The sequence below is a fragment of the Streptomyces sp. MNU76 genome, assembly GCF_020982545.1.
Classification (GTDB): domain Bacteria; phylum Actinomycetota; class Actinomycetes; order Streptomycetales; family Streptomycetaceae; genus Streptomyces.
Genome location: NZ_JAJKLK010000022.1, coordinates 274,539 through 290,497, shown reverse-complemented (window position 1 = coordinate 290,497; position 15,959 = coordinate 274,539). Strand labels below are relative to the sequence as shown.

Genomic DNA, 15,959 nt, shown 5'->3' with positions numbered 1-15,959 from the left:
CCCGGCGCCCACAGGGCCAGGGTCCGGCCCCAGCCAGGTGTTGCTGGTGTTGCTGCTCGCCCCGGTCCTGCCCGTGCGTGGCGTCGTGGCGTCGTGGCCGCGCGGCCCGGACCCGGTGTACGAGCTGACGGCCTCGGTGCCCATCGCGGGACTTCCTCTGGTGCTGAGGCGGACCGCCGCCGTGCTCGTCCTCATCGTGCCCGCCCCGTCCCCCATCCGCCCACGAACAGGACACCTCGGCGACGCCGGCGCTCGGCGGTGTCGTCGGCGTGAGCCCCACCGCCGTCGTGCTGACCGCCGTATGGGATGCCGTGATCGTGGCACCGGCCCTGGCCCCCAGCCGTACGGCCTTCGCCCTGCAGGCGGACGGTCTGCCCGTGTGTGTGGGGCTGATCGTCGGGCTCAGCGTCAGTGTCCTCGTCGCCCGCAAGGGCCTACTCCGTGCTGGGACCACCAGTGACCATGGGAAAGGAAGCATTGATGCCTGCTGTGAACCCGGCCGATATCGCACCGACGGCCTACGCCTGGGAGATCCGGGCCGCGGGGCTGAAGGTGCGGGTCGGCCGCAAGCGGATGGCCGTCGACGGGCTCGACCTGTCGCTGGGCACCGGCGTGCACGGCCTGCTCGGCCCCAACGGGGCCGGCAAGACCACCCTCATCCGGGCGCTGGCCACCGTGCTGCGCCCCGCCGGGGGCACCCTGGAACTGCTCGGCGACTCCGTCGGCGGCCTGAGCGAGCACCGCGCGCTGCGCCGCCGGATCGGCTACCTGCCGCAGGAGTTCGGCTACTACAAGCGCTTCACGGTGCGCGAGTTCGTCGAGTACATGGCCTGGCTGAAGGAGCTGCCCAAGGCGGACATTCCCGCGGCCGTGCAGCGCGCCGTGGAACGGGTGGGCCTGGCCGACCGTGCCGACGAGAGGATGAAGGCTCTGTCGGGAGGCATGGTGCGGAGGGCCGGGATCGCCCAGGCCATCGTCAACGATCCGGCCGTCCTGCTGCTTGACGAACCGACGGTCGGTCTGGACCCCGCGCAGCGGCTGCGCTTCCGTGAGCTGTTGCAGGAGCTGGGCACGGACACCTGCGTGGTCGTCTCGACCCACCTGGTGGAGGACGTCGCCGCCGCCTGCACCGACGTGGTGCTGCTCGCCGAAGGGCGACTGGTCTTCCAGGGGTTCCCGGACGAGCTGGCCGCGGCGGGCGGCCCCGAGCACGTGGGCGACAGCCCGCTGGAGCGCGGTTACTCGGCTCTGCTGCAGAGCCCCGGCAAGCACGGAGGATCCTGGTGAACACGCGCATCCTGCGTATCGAGCTGAAGCGCTCCGTCGCCCCGTGGGCCGGAGTCGCCGTCCTGACGATGACACTGGCCCTCTTGTACCTGGTGTTCGACGAGGATGTCCCGACCATCACTGGATGGACGGATCAGTGGACCTCCATGGCCCTGGAGACCCGCCGCTTGCTCAACTTCGTGTGGCCGTTGGCTGCGGGACTCGGGGCACTGCAGGGCTTGCGTGACCACCGCTCCAGGGCATCGGAACTGTTCGCCAGCACACCGCGCCCCACCTCGCACCGCGCGGCCGTGCTGTCGGCCGCGATGGCGATATCACTGGCCGCAGCTTTCGCGGCCGTCGTTCTCGTCGGAGGGGTGCAGGTCCTCGCCAACACCAGCTATACGCACCTCGGCTGGCTGCCGATCTCACTGGTGGGGGCGCTGACCGCTGTCTCCGGGGCCGTCCTGGGCATGGGGGTGGGGCGCGCCCTGCCCTTCCTGCTCACCCCTCCGGCGGTGGCCGTGGGCATGCTGGTATTCACGGTGCTCGCGGACATGTCCTTGACGAAGGTGGACGCGGCGACGGGAATTCCGGGATCGGAGCCGAACCTGTTCTCGCTGCTGTCGCCGGCGGCACAGGAAGCGCGCGACGTACTCCTCACACTCTCCGTACCCGTGCACGTCGGACAGACGGTCTGGCTGTGCGGCATGGCCGCGACCGGCTTCGCACTGCTCACCGCCGCAAGCCTCCGTAACCGGCTCGTCGCGCTGGCGCCGATCCTGGCGGGCGCGGTCATCGCCCTCCTCGTTCTCCCCTCCGACCCCCGTCAGGTGTACGTCGTCGACAAGGCCGCAGCGCGGCTGGTGTGCGACGGCCCGGTATGCGTGACCAACACCCACCAGGCACGGCTGGACGACTTCGCGAGCCCTGCCAAGGACGCACTCCGCATGATGGGCAACGCCCTGGGGGACCAGGCACCGGTCTCGATCCGGGAGAACACCGAAGTTTGGCCGGACAGCTCTGGACCGCACTGGTCCCGCCGGACCGCTCATTTCGACTTCGAGGACGATGGACTCGCAGCCACCGAGGGGAAGGAACTCACCAGGGCTCTCATTGCCAACAGCCTGGTACCGAGGTGTTCCGCATACGCGGGCTCAGTCAGTAGCAGTGACCTCTCGGCGCAGAGCGTCGCTGCGAGCTGGGTTCTCAGCGAACCCGAGCCTCAGAGCAGCGACATGGCCTACCTTTCGAGGGATCAGCAGGAGGAGATCCGTGAGGTGTACAGGGAACTCACCGGACTCCCACGCGCCGAACAGCGTTCACGGGTCACCACGATGTACCTCGGCGCGGTCGCGTGCAAGGGCGATCCGTTCGCCGCGCTGGGCGGCGGTGCGTCACGATGAGATGGCTGACTCTGTACGCACGCTCACGTCAGGTGCCCGCGTCGTTCGCAGCCGTCGTGATCAGCACAGCGCTCGGCTGGGCATTCACCGGGGACGGGAGTGACGGATCCGGCGATCCGCGGCTGCCTCTGCTCATTCTCGGTGCGGGGGTGATGGCAGCCTCCATCGGGTTGAGCGGGCAGGACCTTGCGCTGGACCGCACGGCCGCGATCCGGTGGCTGCCCCGCAGAGGGGCGCATGTCCTGCTCGCCGGCGTGGTTGTCGGTGCGGTGCTGATGACAGCACAGGCGACCAGCGGGTGGACTGTCTCTGTCGAACTCGTGGTCCGGGACTGCGGGGGCTTGATGGGGCTGGCCGCGCTGGGCGCCGTTGTCCTCGGTGGCCCGTACGCGTGGTCCCTGCCCTTCGGCTGGCTCACGCTCGCGCTGTTCGCCCCGCCCGCCACCGGTGTGCCGATGCAAGTGGCTACCTGGATGCTCCTTCCACCGGACACGGCTGCCGGAACCTGGACGGCACTGGCCCTCTCGCTCCTCGGCACGGCTGCTTACGCCGTCGCCGGACCGAAGCGGTAGAGGAAGCCGCCGTCACGGCGCAGCCGGGCAGCGCCCTGACCCGGCACTCCTTCGCCCGGAACGTCCGGTGCGAGAAAAAGTGCGGGCGCGGTGTCAACCGGGTCCGCGTTCCGGGGCGTATGGCTCATGCAACGTGACCACCATCGGGGAGCCCATGACCGTCGAGGAGTTCTACATGCACTCCCGGCAGTCCCTGGTGGGGCGGCTGTACCTGATGACCGGTGACCTCCACGAGGCACAGGACGTCGTGCAGGAGGCATTCGTGCGCGCCTGGGTCAGGCGGGGGCGACTCGACCGGGACGCCGGGCCCGAGGCGTGGATCCGGACCGTCGCCTGGCGGCTCGCTGTCAGTAGGTGGCGCAGGCGGGGCAGGTCCCTGGATGCCTGGCGGCGCCACGCGGGCGGGGAGACGGGCAGTGCCGCAGGCCCCGATCCCGGCACGGTCTCTTTGGTGGCCGCACTACGGCAGTTATCCGAACGGCAGCGCCGGATCGCCGTCCTGTACTACGTCTGCGACCTCACCGTCGCGCAGGTCGCCGCCGAGGCCGGCATCGCGACCGGCACGGTCAAGGCCTATCTCTCTCGGGCACGCGCCGCCCTTGCTTTCCCTCTGTCCGATGCCGAGTTCAAGGAGGATCACGGTGTCTGAGCCCAGCGAGCCCCACGACCCGGTCCAGGACCTCGCCTTGGCTCCGGCCCTCAAACGGGGCGCCGACGTCCGCGGCCGACTGGTGCCCGTGCCGGTTGCCCGCATCAAGGCCCTCGGCATCCGTCGTCGACGCCGGGTCCTGGCCACCGCTGCCGCCTGCGTGGTGTGCGTGCTGGGCGGGGGCGGCGCCCTCGCCACCGCCCAGCTCGATCCGGACCCACGCCCCGGCGCTCCGGTGGTCGAGCCCACACCGGTATCCAGCTGTCTCACGGCCTCTCCGCCCGATTCACCCATGCCGGGTTCGTTCGATTCGCCGGCTTCCTCTGTGGTGGAACCCGCCGCCGGCTCCGGTCCCATGGCCGGCGCGGATTCCACACGACCAGCGTCGAGCAACACGACATCCACCTCGGTCACCATCAGACAGATCTCAGGGTCGGCGACGGACGTGCCGTCCGCGGACAACTGTGACGGCGCCGCCACCGCCCCGGACGTTTCCTCTTCGCCGACGGGCGCCCCGGAAGAGTCCACGGCAGCGGTCGTACCGTCTCCGGGCTTGTAAGGACACCCCCCCTGTGCCCAAGACTCCGCAGGACGCGCCGCCTTCGCCTTGGCCCGAGCACCCCATACCGGCGCCGGTCACGTCACCCCCGCGTGACCGGCGCCCCCCGACCGGCCGACGCGACCCCTGCCTCCTGGCAGCCGCCCCTTCGCCGCGTACACGGCCCTGTCCGCCGCCCGGCACCGACATCTCCGGACCCCCGCTGCACCACTGCCGACGCCGCCTACGGCTGCGTCGTCCTCGACGAATGCCTTCTTGCCGACGGCGGCCGGTCCGAGGGGGGGAAGGCCACGTCTTCGAAGACGTGGCAGGAGGCGGGGACTCCCACCTTCTCGAGCTGGATCTGACGAGCACCGCGAAGGCGGGCAGGAAGCTCACCGTCCCGCTCTCCCTTCAGGGCCCGGCAGCGAAGAACTTCAAGTCCCTGATCGTGGAGGTCTCCTACGACGGTGGCAAGAAGTGGGCCGAGACCGAGGTCAGCACGGAGAACGGTAGGCGCACCATCTCGCTGCACCACCCGAAGGAGGCCAAGTCGGTCTCCTTCAAGGCGAAGCTCACGGACAGGAGCGGCAACACGTACGACGTCACCATCGAGAAGGCGTACCTGCTCAAGTGACGCCTGCTCCGCGGAACACCTCCGCAGAGCGGAATGCCTGCTCCGCTCAGCCAGCCGGTGAGCCGGTCGGCCGGCCACGCGCCCGGGGACCCCCAACTCGACCACCCCCTCAGCGACCAGGAAGCCGGCCGGCTTGGCCAGGCTCCCGGTCGAGAACGGCAGGCCGTGCTCGGTCGGCCTGGACTTGGCGATCTTCTTGGTGAACGTCACCTCGGCGATCTTCGCCACCGGCATACCCTGCGCGGATAGCGGCACCATCTGGGCCCGCCGCCAAGTCGCCACCGAACCGGTGCCTCGGCGGACGATCCGCAGCAGTCGCTGCCCCTCGTCGTCATCGACTTCTCGGACTCGTACCCGTTCTGCCACTTGCACTGCTTGGCGCAGACGCGCCACCCGGACGGCGTGTCAGATCACATGAGGGCGAACGTCGCCGGGCCTCCCCGGGGTCCGGGCGCGAGCTGTCTGACACGACGCTGCCGACCTCAGGCCTGCGCGTGGCCGTATCGCGCCCTGGCTGAGGTCAGGTCGGGTTCGCCGAACCGGGTGCGCAGAAGATCGAATGCGTGGACCTTGTCCGCGCCGAACTTCTCCACGTGCGCGGCATAGGAGTCGGCGGTGAGGAACGTAGGGGGTGTCGTCTTGCTGTGGAACTTATCCGCGTACATGACCAGTTGCTCTTCGATGGTCTCGGCCAGATAGTCGGCCTCGGGTAGGGCGAGCTTCTGTTCGCGGATGTCGTGCCGGGTAAGACCGACTCCCGTGTGGCAGGAGCAGAAGCGGTGCAGGCGCTCCGGGAAGCCCTCCTCCTGGAGGATCTCGTGGCCGAGGACGCCATGGCGGATGTAGTGGCGGTGATCGAGCCGACCGGCCTGGTCGTACAGCCGGTAGACGCCGATGTCGTGGAGCAGGGCGCCGACACGGACGAGGTCGGCAGCGATCGGCCGCCCACACAGCCGGCCGGGCGCCACGCAGAGGGTCCCCCGGCGGTGACCCGATGGCGGAGGGCTGACGGATGAGGAACGCGTTCGGCGTGAGCGGGTCCCGTTGGCAGCCGCTGATCTGATCGAGACCGGGGCCAGTGACCGGGAGGTCGCCCGGCAGTTCGGAGTGACCCGGATGTCGGCGAACCGCTGGCGACGGGCGTTGGCTGCGGGTGGCCGGCAGGCCCTGGTTTCCACAGGGGGATGGCGTCCCGCGGAGTGCGACACCGTTGCTTTGGGACTGCGCGCGCCCTGCCAAGGGGGCGGGACCGGACCCCTGGTGGTCCCTTTGGTGTCGAAGCCGAGGGACGAGCGATCTCGCTGAAGTCCACGATCTTGGACGGGCGTGTGCTGCGCTCGCGCACCGTCCCCGGCCTTGAGCAGGAGATCTACGCGCTGCTGGTCTCCTGACAGGCGCTGATCAGGGTGGCTGATGACCTCACGACCGCCTGTCGGGGCCCTTCGGCACAGCGGATCGGCTTCACCGTCCTGCTCCAGGCCGCCGCCGACCAGATCGTTGCCGCCCGAGGTGCTGCCCCGAACGTCCCCGGCTGTTGTTAGGCTGCGCCCCCGGTTGTTGTTAAATGCGCAACCAACGCGCACACATGGCTAGGAGAGGGCGACCGAGGGATGGTCCTCGATGACGCGTCCGCGGAGTTCCACGAATTCTTCGAACGCCACTATGCCGAGCTCGCCCGTCTGGCACACCTCCTGACCGGCGAGACCGACGCGGCGGACGACCTCGCGGCGGATGCCCTGGTCGCCCTGTGGCAGCGCTGGGACCGGTTGCGGCAGGCCGACCACCCGCTCGCCTACGCCCGCGGTGTGGTGGCCAACCTGGCGCGCGGACGGATCCGCAGCGCGGTGCGGGAGCGACGCCGGATCGCGCTGTTCTGGTCCCGCGGCCCCGAGAAGGTGGAGGGGCCGGACACGGCGGCCGTCCTGGACGTCCGCGCGGCGCTCGCCCGGCTGCCGTTCCGCAAGCGCGCCTGCGTGGTGCTGCGGCACGCCTGCGACCTGTCGGAGAAGGACACGGCGGCGGCGCTGGGCATATCGGTCGGAACGGTGAAGAGCCAGACCTCGAAGGGAATGGCCGAGCTGGAAAGGATACTGGGCGCACGAGCGGCCGGGGATCTGGTGCCAGGAAGGAGGAACCGGTGAACGAGGAGATCGACCGTCGGCTGCGCGAGGCCGCCGAGGCCCACCGGCCCGACCGCGCGCGGATGCTGGCCCGTGTGGAACGCGGCATGGCCGGCCCCGCCGTCCGTCACCGCGCACGGCCGTTCGCGAGGTCCGGGACCAGGGTCGCCCTCGCCGGGCTCGCCGCCACCGGCATCCTGGCGACCGGCGGCCTCGCCGTCGCCGCCATCGTCGCCACCTCGTCGCCCTCGCCCTCGCCCTCGCCCTCGCCCACCGTGACCACGCCCGCCACCCCGTCCCCGACCGTCAGCTCCCCGCGCCCGACATCGGCCCGCCCCACCCCTGTCGCGCCGCCCCGGCCACCACCCCGGGCAGCGCGCGCCCGACTCCGTCGGCCACCAGCCCGTCCCCGGCCGCCGGCGAGAGCCAGGACGGGCCGCTGTGGTCGGCCGGCTCGGTGGATCCGCAGAGCACCGTCTACTGGACGCAGAGCAACCTCGCCCTCAAGACGACCCGGCCGCTCACCTCGCTCACGGTCGAGATCCGGATCGTGCAGACCGGCGGGGCGAAGAACACCGGCACCTGGCAGACCCTGCCGAGCGGTGACTTCACCGTCACCGTCCAGGAGGCCGACGGCACGCTGGTCTACCGCTGGGTCCTCAAGCCGGGCCTGACCGTGCCGGCCGGGAGCCATGAGTTCGCCGCGCAGTTCAACAACGGCACCGGCGACCGCAGTGCCGCGGGCGACGGCTACCGCGTCGACGCGCAGGGTGCGGGCGGCTCCGCGTCGGTCCGGGGAGGGTTCGTCCCCACCCGGTGACGGGAGGTGAGCATGACCGGCGCGCCGCCCTGGGGGCTGTCGAGGAAGGCAGAGGTCAGGGCCGTGACGCCGGCGGTGCAGTCGGGGGAGAACGCGTACCCGAACTGCTGGTACGTGGTCCAAGGGGCCGGACGGCGTCGCTCCCCTCGGCGTAGGCGGCGTCCATGGCGGTCGGCAGGTCCCAACGCGGCCTCCGGACGCGTTCTCGACGAGCCCGCGGGACAGCACGACAACGGCACCCCGCTCCAGGTGTGGGACGCCAGCGGTGCCGCCAACCAGCAGTGGCGGGCGGGCCGGAACAGCGACGGCTCCTACACCCTGACCAACATCGCCAGCGGCCGGGTACTGGACGAGCCGGCAGGCCGGACGGCCAACGGCACGAGGATGATGGTCTGGGACGCCAACGGCGGCGCCCACCAGCACTGGAAGGCCCGCCAGAACAGCGACGGCTCCTACACGCTCACCAACGTCGCCAGCGGCCGGGCGCTGGAGACCCCCGGAGGGCGGACCGCCAACGGCACTCCCGTTCAGATCTGGGACACCAACGGCGGCAAGGCCAACCAACGCTGGAACTTCCAGCCGACCACGACGCCCAAGAGCGACACGACCGCGACGCCGAAGAGCGACTCGTGTGCTCTTCCGTCGACGTACCGGTGGACCTCGACGGGCGCGCTGGCGCAGCCGGCGAACGGGTGGGCCTCGCTGAAGGACTTCACCACCACGACGTACAACGGCAAGCACCTGGTCTACGGGTCGAACTTCTCGGGGTCGGCCTACGGCTCGGTGGCGTTCAGCCCCTTCACGAACTGGTCGGACATGGCGTCCGCCCGCCAGACCGGCATGAGCCAGAAGACGGTGGCGCCCACGCTGTTCTACTTCGCGCCCAAGAAGATCTGGGTGCTGGCGCACCAGTGGGGTCCCTCGCCCTTCAGCTACCGCACCTCCAGCGACCCCACCGACCCGGGCGGCTGGTCCGCGCCGCAGCCGCTGTTCACCGGCAGCATCCCCCGCACCGACTCCCCGACCGGGCCGATCGACCAGACCCTGATCGCCGACGACAAGAACATCCACCTGTTCTTCGCCGGTGACAACGGCAAGATCTACAAGTCGACCATGCCGATCGGGAACTTCCCCGGCAGCTTCGGCTCCTCGTACACGACGGTCATGAGCGACACGGTGAAGAACCTGTTCGAGGCGCCGCAGGTCTACAAGGTCCAGGGCCAGAACCAGTACCTCATGATCGTCGAGGCCCGCGGTGCGAGCGAGCAGCGCTACTTCCGCTCCTTCACCGCCACCAGCCTGAACGGTCCGTGGACGCCGCAGGCCGCCACCGAGTCCAACCCCTTCGCCGGCAAGGCCAACGGCGGAGCCACCTGGACCAACGACATCAGCCACGGTGACCTGGTCCGCACCAACCCCGACCAGACCATGACCATCGACCCCTGCAACCTGCAGTTCCTCTACCAGGGCCTGTCCCCCAACACGCCGCCGAACACCTCCTACGACAACCTGCCGTACCGGCCGGGCGTCCTCACCCTGAAGCGCTGAAGTGTCCTGTACTACGTCATGATGCTGGTCGACCTGCTCTGCTTCTGGACCCTGCGCAACGAAGCGGCCCTGCTGATCCTCGTCTTCGCGCAGAACCTGCTCGCCGGCGTGTACGCCCCGCTCTGGTACTTCCCGGACTGGTTCATCACGCTCAGCTCGTTCCTGCCGTTCCAGGCGACGCTCAGCGTGCCGCTCTCCATCTACGTCGGCCGGATCGAAGTCGGTGACGCCTTCGGGCAGATGGCGGTCCAGGCCGGCTGGGTCGTCCTGCTCGCGCTGCTCACCCCCCGGCTCTGGGACCTGGCCGGCCGGCGCGTCGTGTCCCAGGGAGGATGACCGATGACCATGGAGACCACACCCGGCAACGCACTCCATGCGGCGCCTTCCCATGGAGGGCCCCAGGACGGGCCCCATGACGGGCCCCACGCGGCTCCCCGGGAGATTCCCCACGGGCCCGCGCACGCCTGGCGCGTCGTCTGGCGGATCACCAAGCTCAACTTCAAGGCCCGGCTGGAGTACCGGGGCGAATTCCTGATGGGGGTCGCCGTCGGGGCGATCTGGCAGGTCTCCATCGTCGTCTTCGCCTCCGTCCTGCTCACCCGGTTCCCCGGCCTCGGCGGCTGGTCCAGCTCCGACGTGCTGCTCATCGCCAGCATGCGCATGCTGGCCCACGGCCTGTACGTGCTCTTCCTCGGCCGGATCCAGTACATGAACATGCTCGTCCAGGAGGGGGTCGTCGACCCCTGTCTGATCCGGCCGATGCCGGTCTACCGACAGGTCCAGCTGACGTTCTTCCCGGTCAACGCCATCGGCGACCTGGTCGTCGCGGTCGGCCTGTTCGTCGCCGCGCTCCACCGCAGTTCCCTGGACTGGACGGCGGGCCGGATCACGTACGTGGTGGCCGGTGTCCTCGGCGGCATGCTGGTGGAGGCCGCGCTTTTCACGGCCCTGGCCGCCGCCGCGTTCCACTTCCCGGCCACCTCGTACTGGAGCCAGTGGCTGGAGGAGTTGATGGGCACGTTCGGCAGCTACCCGCTGAGCATCCTCCCGAAGGCCGCGTCCGCCGCGTTCACCTTCGTCGTACCGCTCGCGTTCATCGCCTACTTCCCGGCCGGAGTCCTGACCGGCCACGGGGACGCGATGGGCGTACCGGAGGCGCTCGCGGTCGCCTCACCCTTCATCGGCCTCACCGCGTTCGTCCTGTCCCGGCTGCTGTGGAACTGGAGCCTCAGCAAGTACACGGGCGTCAACGGGTAGACAGGCAAGGGGCATTGAGGGAGAGAAGGGAGCATGGGGAGGGAGAGGGGAGTGGCACCGGAGGGACGGGCGGGTGGTGGTGCCGGGTCACTTCAGCCGCGTCGCCAATCCGTCCAGCACCCGGTCCAGTCCGTACTGGAACCCCTCCTCCCGGGCCGCCCGGGGGTCCGTGCCGCGCTGTTCGGCGTAGCCCTCGCGCAGCAGCGGGTAGTCCTGGGCTGCCCTCTCGGCTGCGGGCCACAGCTGTTCGGCCATGCTCTGCTCGTCCTGGCCGCTGCGGGCGAGGACGTTGAGCCAGGCGGCCTCGGCGGTCGCCGTGCCGGTGACGTACGCGACGACCGTGGTGAGCGCCCGGTCGGCCTCGTCGGCCGGGAACCCGGCGGTGGTCAGCAGCCTCAGCATGGCCTCCGAGACCCGCATCCAGTTCGGGCCGAGATAGGACATGCCCAGTTCGCCGAGCACGGAGGCGAGCCACGGGTGGCGCAGGATCGTGGTGCGCAGACTGTGGGCACAACTGGTCGTGTCCGTACGCCAGTTCGCCGGCTCGGGGGTGGCGGGGACCTCGATCTCGCCGTAGATCTCGTCGACGGCCAGCTCCAGCAGCTCGTCCTTGTTGGCGACGTGGCGGTAGAGGGAGGTCGCGCCGGCTCCCAGGCGGGCGCCGAGCTTGCGCATGCTCAGCGCGTCGATGCCCTCCTCGTCGAGCAGCCGCAGCGCCTCGGCCACGATCTGCTCCCGGCTCAACGCGGGCTGCTCCCGCCCGGTCCGGGGCCGGGTCCAGACCGACTGGAACCCCTCCCGCTTCTTGACCGGCTTCTCGGGTGCCATGGGGCGCGTTCTCCTCTGCCTGTGCCTGATCCGCGTCTGCGTGTCTGCGTGCCTGCGTACGGTTGACGCGACCAGCGTACGGTGTGCGCAGGGCTGGTGGGGTGCGAGGTGTGCCGTCCGCCCGGCCGACGTCAGACGCCCGGTACCCGCCGGAACATCCCCGCCACCGCCAGTTCCCCCTCGATCCGGCCCGCCGCGTCCCGCAGCTCGGGCAGTACGTCCGCCACGCACTCCTCGACCGACCGCCGGCTGCTGTGCATCGCGACGTTCACCGCGGCGACGATCCGCCCGCCCCGCTCCCGCACGGGTACGGCGATGGAGCGCAGACCCTCCTCCAACTCCCCGTCGACGAGGGCGTATCCGGCGTCCCGTACCTGTTCCAGGGTCGTCAGCAGTTCCCGGTGGTCGGTGACCGTGTGCGGGGTCAGCGGGGCGGGACGTTCCGGCAGGGGGGCCTCGGGCAGCAGGTCGGCGAGCATCACCCGGCCCAGGGACGTCGCGTACGCGGGCAGCCGCGTCCCGAGGGTGATGTTGACGCTCATGATGCGGCTGGTGGCGACCCGCGCCGTGTACTGCACCTCCTGCCCGCCCTCGGTGAGGACCGCGAGGGACGCCGAGTCGTGGACGCGCGCGGAGAGTCCGGCCAGGTGCGGCGCGGCGATCCCGGAGAGGGGCAGCATCGACAGGGGCGGGAAGCCCAGGCCCAGCACCCGGGGCGTCAGACGGAAGACCCGCTCGTACGACTCGACGTACCCGAGGTGTTCGAGGGTGATCAGCGCCCGTCGGGCCGTCGCCCGGGCGAGCCCGGTGGCCTGCGCGACCTCGGTGAGGGTGAGCGCGGCCCGGCCCTCGCCGAACGAGGTGATCACGGTCAGCCCCCGGGCGAGCGACTCGACGAACTCCCGGCCCAGTTCCTGCTTGGAGGCGCCCGTCCAGTCGGCGAGCCCGGTGGACCCCGGCCCACCGCCCCCACCGCTGAGGCGGCTGCCCGTGGCTTCGCCGACTCCCGCAGCTCTCGTTCCATCCGCGTCACCGTCGCCCGCAGCCGGGGCAGCAGCGTCTCGCGCAGCGAGTCCGCGGTGTGCCGGCTCGTGTGGCTGACGACGCTCGCCACGCACGCGACCCGTCCCGTACGGGGATCACGTACGGGTACGGACACGGCCACCAGCCCCGGTTCGATCAACTGGTCGTCCAGCGCCCATCCCTGGGCGCCCGCCCGTGCCGTGCGGTCCTCGAAGTCGTCGTAGGCGCCGCCGCGCGGAGGCACCGCCGGAAAGCCCCGGCCCTCCGGGTCGGCCGTGCGGCGGGCGCGCCACCGGGACCAGTCGGCCGGGTCCCACTCGGTGGCGAACAGCGGGCCGGGCGCGGTGCGTTCGGCGGGGAGGAGGTCGCCGATGCGGAAGCTGAGGGACATCGCGCGGCGGCGGGTGGCCTGGTGGATGAAGCGGACGCCGTCCTGGTCGCGGACCGCCAGGGACACCGACTCGTCGAGCTCGTCGGCGAGGGCGTCCGCGTGGGCGTCCAGGAGGCGGGGGAGGCGGATGGCGGCCAGATAGGCGTTGCCCAGCTCCATCAGGCGGGGAGCGAGGACCGCGTCGCGGCCGTCCAGCCGTACGTAGCCCATGCGGGTCAGGGTCGCCGTGATGCGGTCCACGGTGGAACGCGCGAGGCCGGTCCCCTTCTCCAGCGCGCTCGGGCTCAGCGTGCCGTCCGCTTCGGTGAGCCGGCGCAGCACGGTGATTCCCGCATCAGGGGGCGACGGCTTCGGCGGGCGCGGGAGGGTGGCGGCCGCGTCGGGGGCGTTCGGGAGCATGGGTTCACGGTAATGCGGGTGGGCTGCGCCGCTGTGCCGGGCGCCTTGTGGCTCGGGGTGCGGGTTCGTTGGCGGCCGTGGGCCCGGTGGGGCTTCTCGCGCAGTTCTCCGCGCCCCTGCTTTCAGGGGCGCGGAGAACTGCGCGAGAGGGCCCCACCGAACCCGCACCCGACAACGCACCCAACCACCCCAACCCCCACGAACCCTCCCCTTGATCGCACCCCGGCCCCAAGCCCCCTCACCGCCGGCTCACCACCACCCGATGGTTCCCCCGACATCCACCCCCGCCACAGCGATCTCCACCCCCGCCCGCGCGTCCTTGAACGTCTCGCCAGGCACGAGTGGCGCGTCCGACAGTTCCGCGTGGACGTTGGGGCTGCGCGTGCACCCCCCGCTGTCGCGCCGCGCGTCGTGGACCTTGATCGGCCCGTTCCCGGTGTCGACGGCCGCGTCGACCCGGTACACCAGCACCCCCGGCCGGCACACCACCGCATCGTTGCCCGCCCGAGTCCGCAACTCCGCCACGTACGCCGTACGGGAACTCAGCGGCACGACGACCAGCTTCGCCCCACCCCCGGCGGCGAGCGGCGTCAGCACGTACTCCGCGGAACCGACGGCCGCCACACACGCCACCTGCGTCTCGTCGAGCCACCCCAGCTTCCACTTGTGCCAGCCCAGCAGATCGTTCTCGACGCCCCAGTCCTCGCTCATGATGTCCCAGTGCCCGACCGCGCCCCCGCCCTCATGGGTGTAGAGGTCGGGAAGGCCGAAGACATGCCCGTTCTCGTGCGGCAGCACCCGGTACCCGGTCTCCCCGTACGACCCCGAGCCGTCGTCCTGGCGGCTGTAGACGAAGGACGCGTTGGCGACCGGCACCCCGTCCGCGACCGGCGCCTCCCGGTTGCCCGCGAACGTCACCGACAGGACCGTGTCCAGGGCGGAGGGGCCCGCGTTCGGGGTGACGAGGACGTTGACGAGGTCGTACGAGCGGAAGTCCACCAGTGGATCGGCGGCCCGCACCATGTCCTGGACCAGCCGGCGGTAGCCCGGCTCGAACGGGGCGCCGCGCTCTATGTCGTAGGAGCGGAAGGATCTCGGCATCCGCAGCCACTCGGTGAGCGGGGCCTCGGGACGGTAGTCGATACGGCCGTACGAACTCGTCCTGAACCACTTCTGCGTCTGGGGCGCGAACTCCGCGAAGCGGTCCATCGCGCTGCCCTCACCGGGGGCGTCCGAGAAGTCGATCATCAGATTGAGGGCACGGACCGTGCCGGTGGAGCGGGAGTAGCCGGGCGGGGTCGGGATGCCCTCGGACATCTGGGTGCCGAGCGGGCCGCGGATCAGGCAGGGGCCGAGCGCCGAACCGCGGACCACGGCGGTGGCCCCCGCGGCCGTCGTCGTGCTGTCCTTGGCTATCAGGCGCCCGGTGCCGGCGGAGGTGCTGACCGCGAGCGTGAGGGCGGTGACGGACGCGAGCGCGACGGCCCGGCGCGGACGTATCCGGCGCGGAGGTATCCCGTTTCTGCGGAACAGCTGCTGCATGCCCGCGCCCTTCGCTCCACGGCAGCCGTCCGGTGACGAGGCTGCGCCCTTTGATCACCCTGGTTCGACGGGTGCGCGGTCGCGCGCTGGAAGGGCCGAACGTGGGTCCCGCCCGAGGTGTGACCCAGGTCACGCAAAAAGCCTTCAGGGAGGGGAAATAACCGGGGATCGTTTCCCCGTTTACTCCTTCGTCGAGCGAAACGGGGACTCCATCCCCGGATCGTGACCGGCGCCCCCCACACCACTGGATCAGGCAGAGGAGTACGTCGTGGAGAGCAGCACCGCCACCGCCGTGCGTCGCAAGGTGCCTCGCCCTCGGGCGGACGCCCTGCGCAACCGGGAGCGGATCGTCACCGCCGCCCGGGAGATGTTCGTCGAGTTCGGCCCCGAGGTGCCGCTCGACGAGGTCGCCCGCCGGGCCGGTGTCGGCAACGCCACGCTGTACCGCAACTTCCCGGACCGCGACGCACTGGTCCGTGAGGTCGTCTGCTCGGTCATGGACCGTACGACCCTCGCGGCCGAGGCCGCGCTCACCGAGACCGGTGACGCGTTCGAGGCGCTCTCGCGCTTCGTGCACACCTCGGCCGACGAACGGGTCAGCGCCCTCTGCCCGATGGTCCAGAGCACGTTCGACAAGCACCACCCCGACCTGGAGGCGGCACGCGAGCGCCTGGAGGAGCAGGTCGAAAAGATCATGCGGCGCGCCCGGGAGGCCGGGCAGCTGCGCTCCGACGTGGGTGTCGGCGACCTGATGATCGCCGTCAGCCAGCTCAGCAGGCCACCGGCCGGCACCCAGTGCGCGGGCGTCGACCGCTTCCTCCACCGCCATCTGCAACTGTTCCTGGACGGGCTGCGCGCCCCGGCCCCCTCCGAACTGCCCGGCACCCCGGTGACCGTGGAGGACCTACGGAGGCCCTGCCGGTCCTGAGCCCCCTTACCGAACCGCCCGCCTGACCAGCTGAG

14 protein-coding genes and 6 pseudogenes are annotated in these 15,959 nt (G+C 70.9%); 14 read left to right on the top strand and 6 right to left on the bottom strand.

Going from position 1 to position 15,959, the window contains the following annotated elements:
- Window positions 1–19: 19 nt before the first annotated feature.
- The 7 genes and pseudogenes from E4N62_RS49815 to E4N62_RS36365 all read left to right on the top strand — a co-directional run.
- Window positions 20–450: pseudogene (locus E4N62_RS49815) on the top strand (zf-HC2 domain-containing protein); the annotation flags it as partial.
- Between the two features lie 30 nt (window positions 451–480).
- The gene (locus E4N62_RS36390; RefSeq protein ID WP_230221416.1) at window positions 481–1,287 is read left to right on the top strand and encodes an ABC transporter ATP-binding protein; all 807 of its coding nucleotides are present in this window, start codon (window positions 481–483) and stop codon (window positions 1,285–1,287) included.
- Complete coding sequence (locus E4N62_RS36385) at window positions 1,284–2,672, top strand: hypothetical protein (protein WP_230221414.1); 1,389 nt, start codon at window positions 1,284–1,286, stop codon at window positions 2,670–2,672. Before E4N62_RS36390 ends, E4N62_RS36385 begins: the two co-directional genes overlap by 4 nt.
- Window positions 2,669–3,244: a hypothetical protein gene (locus tag E4N62_RS36380; RefSeq protein WP_230221412.1), complete on the top strand. Its 576-nt coding sequence runs from the start codon at window positions 2,669–2,671 to the stop codon at window positions 3,242–3,244. Before E4N62_RS36385 ends, E4N62_RS36380 begins: the two co-directional genes overlap by 4 nt.
- Window positions 3,245–3,398: 154 nt before the next feature.
- Entirely contained in the window at window positions 3,399–3,893 is a 495-nt protein-coding gene (locus E4N62_RS36375) for a SigE family RNA polymerase sigma factor (RefSeq protein WP_230221710.1), read from the top strand.
- Entirely contained in the window at window positions 3,886–4,452 is a 567-nt protein-coding gene (locus E4N62_RS36370; protein WP_230221410.1) for a hypothetical protein, read from the top strand. The genes E4N62_RS36375 and E4N62_RS36370 overlap by 8 nt, the downstream gene beginning before the upstream one ends.
- Window positions 4,453–4,756: 304 nt before the next feature.
- Window positions 4,757–5,068, top strand: a complete 312-nt coding sequence (locus tag E4N62_RS36365; protein WP_230221408.1) for a hypothetical protein — start codon at window positions 4,757–4,759, stop codon at window positions 5,066–5,068.
- 96 nt (window positions 5,069–5,164) lie between these two features.
- On the opposite strand, the pseudogene E4N62_RS48920 reads toward E4N62_RS36365, so the two are convergent.
- Together E4N62_RS48920 and E4N62_RS36360 are read right to left on the bottom strand one after the other, a co-directional pair.
- Window positions 5,165–5,434, bottom strand: a pseudogene (locus E4N62_RS48920) (IS630 family transposase); the annotation flags it as partial.
- 116 nt (window positions 5,435–5,550) lie between these two features.
- On the bottom strand, window positions 5,551–6,036 hold the full coding sequence (locus tag E4N62_RS36360; RefSeq protein WP_230221406.1) for an HD domain-containing protein: 486 nt from the start codon (window positions 6,034–6,036) through the stop codon (window positions 5,551–5,553).
- Window positions 6,037–6,112: 76 nt separating this feature from the next.
- On the opposite strand from E4N62_RS36360, the gene E4N62_RS48275 reads away from it, so the two are divergent.
- From E4N62_RS48275 to E4N62_RS49810, 3 genes and pseudogenes are all read left to right on the top strand, one after another.
- Window positions 6,113–6,373: a helix-turn-helix domain-containing protein gene (locus E4N62_RS48275; RefSeq protein ID WP_268270199.1), complete on the top strand. Its 261-nt coding sequence runs from the start codon at window positions 6,113–6,115 to the stop codon at window positions 6,371–6,373.
- Window positions 6,374–6,678: 305 nt separating this feature from the next.
- The gene (locus E4N62_RS36355; RefSeq protein WP_230221404.1) at window positions 6,679–7,209 is read left to right on the top strand and encodes a SigE family RNA polymerase sigma factor; all 531 of its coding nucleotides are present in this window, start codon (window positions 6,679–6,681) and stop codon (window positions 7,207–7,209) included.
- A pseudogene (locus E4N62_RS49810) lies at window positions 7,206–8,008 on the top strand (hypothetical protein). Before E4N62_RS36355 ends, E4N62_RS49810 begins: the two are co-directional and overlap by 4 nt.
- Here the strand turns inward: E4N62_RS49810 and E4N62_RS49805 are convergent.
- Entirely contained in the window at window positions 7,939–8,193 is a 255-nt protein-coding gene (locus E4N62_RS49805) for a hypothetical protein (RefSeq protein ID WP_374117150.1), read from the bottom strand. The pseudogene E4N62_RS49810 and the gene E4N62_RS49805 overlap by 70 nt on opposite strands.
- Between E4N62_RS49805 and E4N62_RS36340 the strand changes: the two genes are divergently transcribed.
- The 3 genes and pseudogenes from E4N62_RS36340 (at window position 8,084) to E4N62_RS36330 (ending at window position 10,813) form a co-directional block, all read left to right on the top strand.
- Window positions 8,084–9,556, top strand: coding sequence for a non-reducing end alpha-L-arabinofuranosidase family hydrolase (locus tag E4N62_RS36340; protein WP_374117149.1), 1,473 nt, complete (start codon window positions 8,084–8,086; stop codon window positions 9,554–9,556). The genes E4N62_RS49805 and E4N62_RS36340 overlap by 110 nt on opposite strands.
- 3 nt (window positions 9,557–9,559) lie before the next feature.
- Window positions 9,560–9,892 (top strand): annotated as a pseudogene (locus E4N62_RS36335) (ABC-2 family transporter protein); the annotation flags it as partial.
- Between the two features lie 3 nt (window positions 9,893–9,895).
- Window positions 9,896–10,813, top strand: coding sequence for an ABC transporter permease (locus E4N62_RS36330; protein WP_230221398.1), 918 nt, complete (start codon window positions 9,896–9,898; stop codon window positions 10,811–10,813).
- 87 nt (window positions 10,814–10,900) lie between these two features.
- On the opposite strand, the gene E4N62_RS36325 is transcribed toward E4N62_RS36330, so the two are convergent.
- From E4N62_RS36325 to E4N62_RS36315, 3 genes and pseudogenes are all read right to left on the bottom strand, one after another.
- The gene (locus E4N62_RS36325; RefSeq protein WP_230221396.1) at window positions 10,901–11,641 is read right to left on the bottom strand and encodes a TetR/AcrR family transcriptional regulator; all 741 of its coding nucleotides are present in this window, start codon (window positions 11,639–11,641) and stop codon (window positions 10,901–10,903) included.
- A gap of 131 nt (window positions 11,642–11,772) precedes the next feature.
- Window positions 11,773–13,413, bottom strand: a pseudogene (locus tag E4N62_RS36320) (IclR family transcriptional regulator C-terminal domain-containing protein); the annotation flags it as partial.
- Window positions 13,414–13,692: 279 nt separating this feature from the next.
- A pseudogene (locus tag E4N62_RS36315) lies at window positions 13,693–14,996 on the bottom strand (M6 family metalloprotease domain-containing protein).
- A gap of 268 nt (window positions 14,997–15,264) precedes the next feature.
- Between E4N62_RS36315 and E4N62_RS36310 the strand changes: the two are divergent.
- On the top strand, window positions 15,265–15,924 hold the full coding sequence (locus tag E4N62_RS36310) for a TetR/AcrR family transcriptional regulator (protein ID WP_230221394.1): 660 nt from the start codon (window positions 15,265–15,267) through the stop codon (window positions 15,922–15,924).
- The last annotated feature ends 35 nt before the right edge of the window (window positions 15,925–15,959 follow it).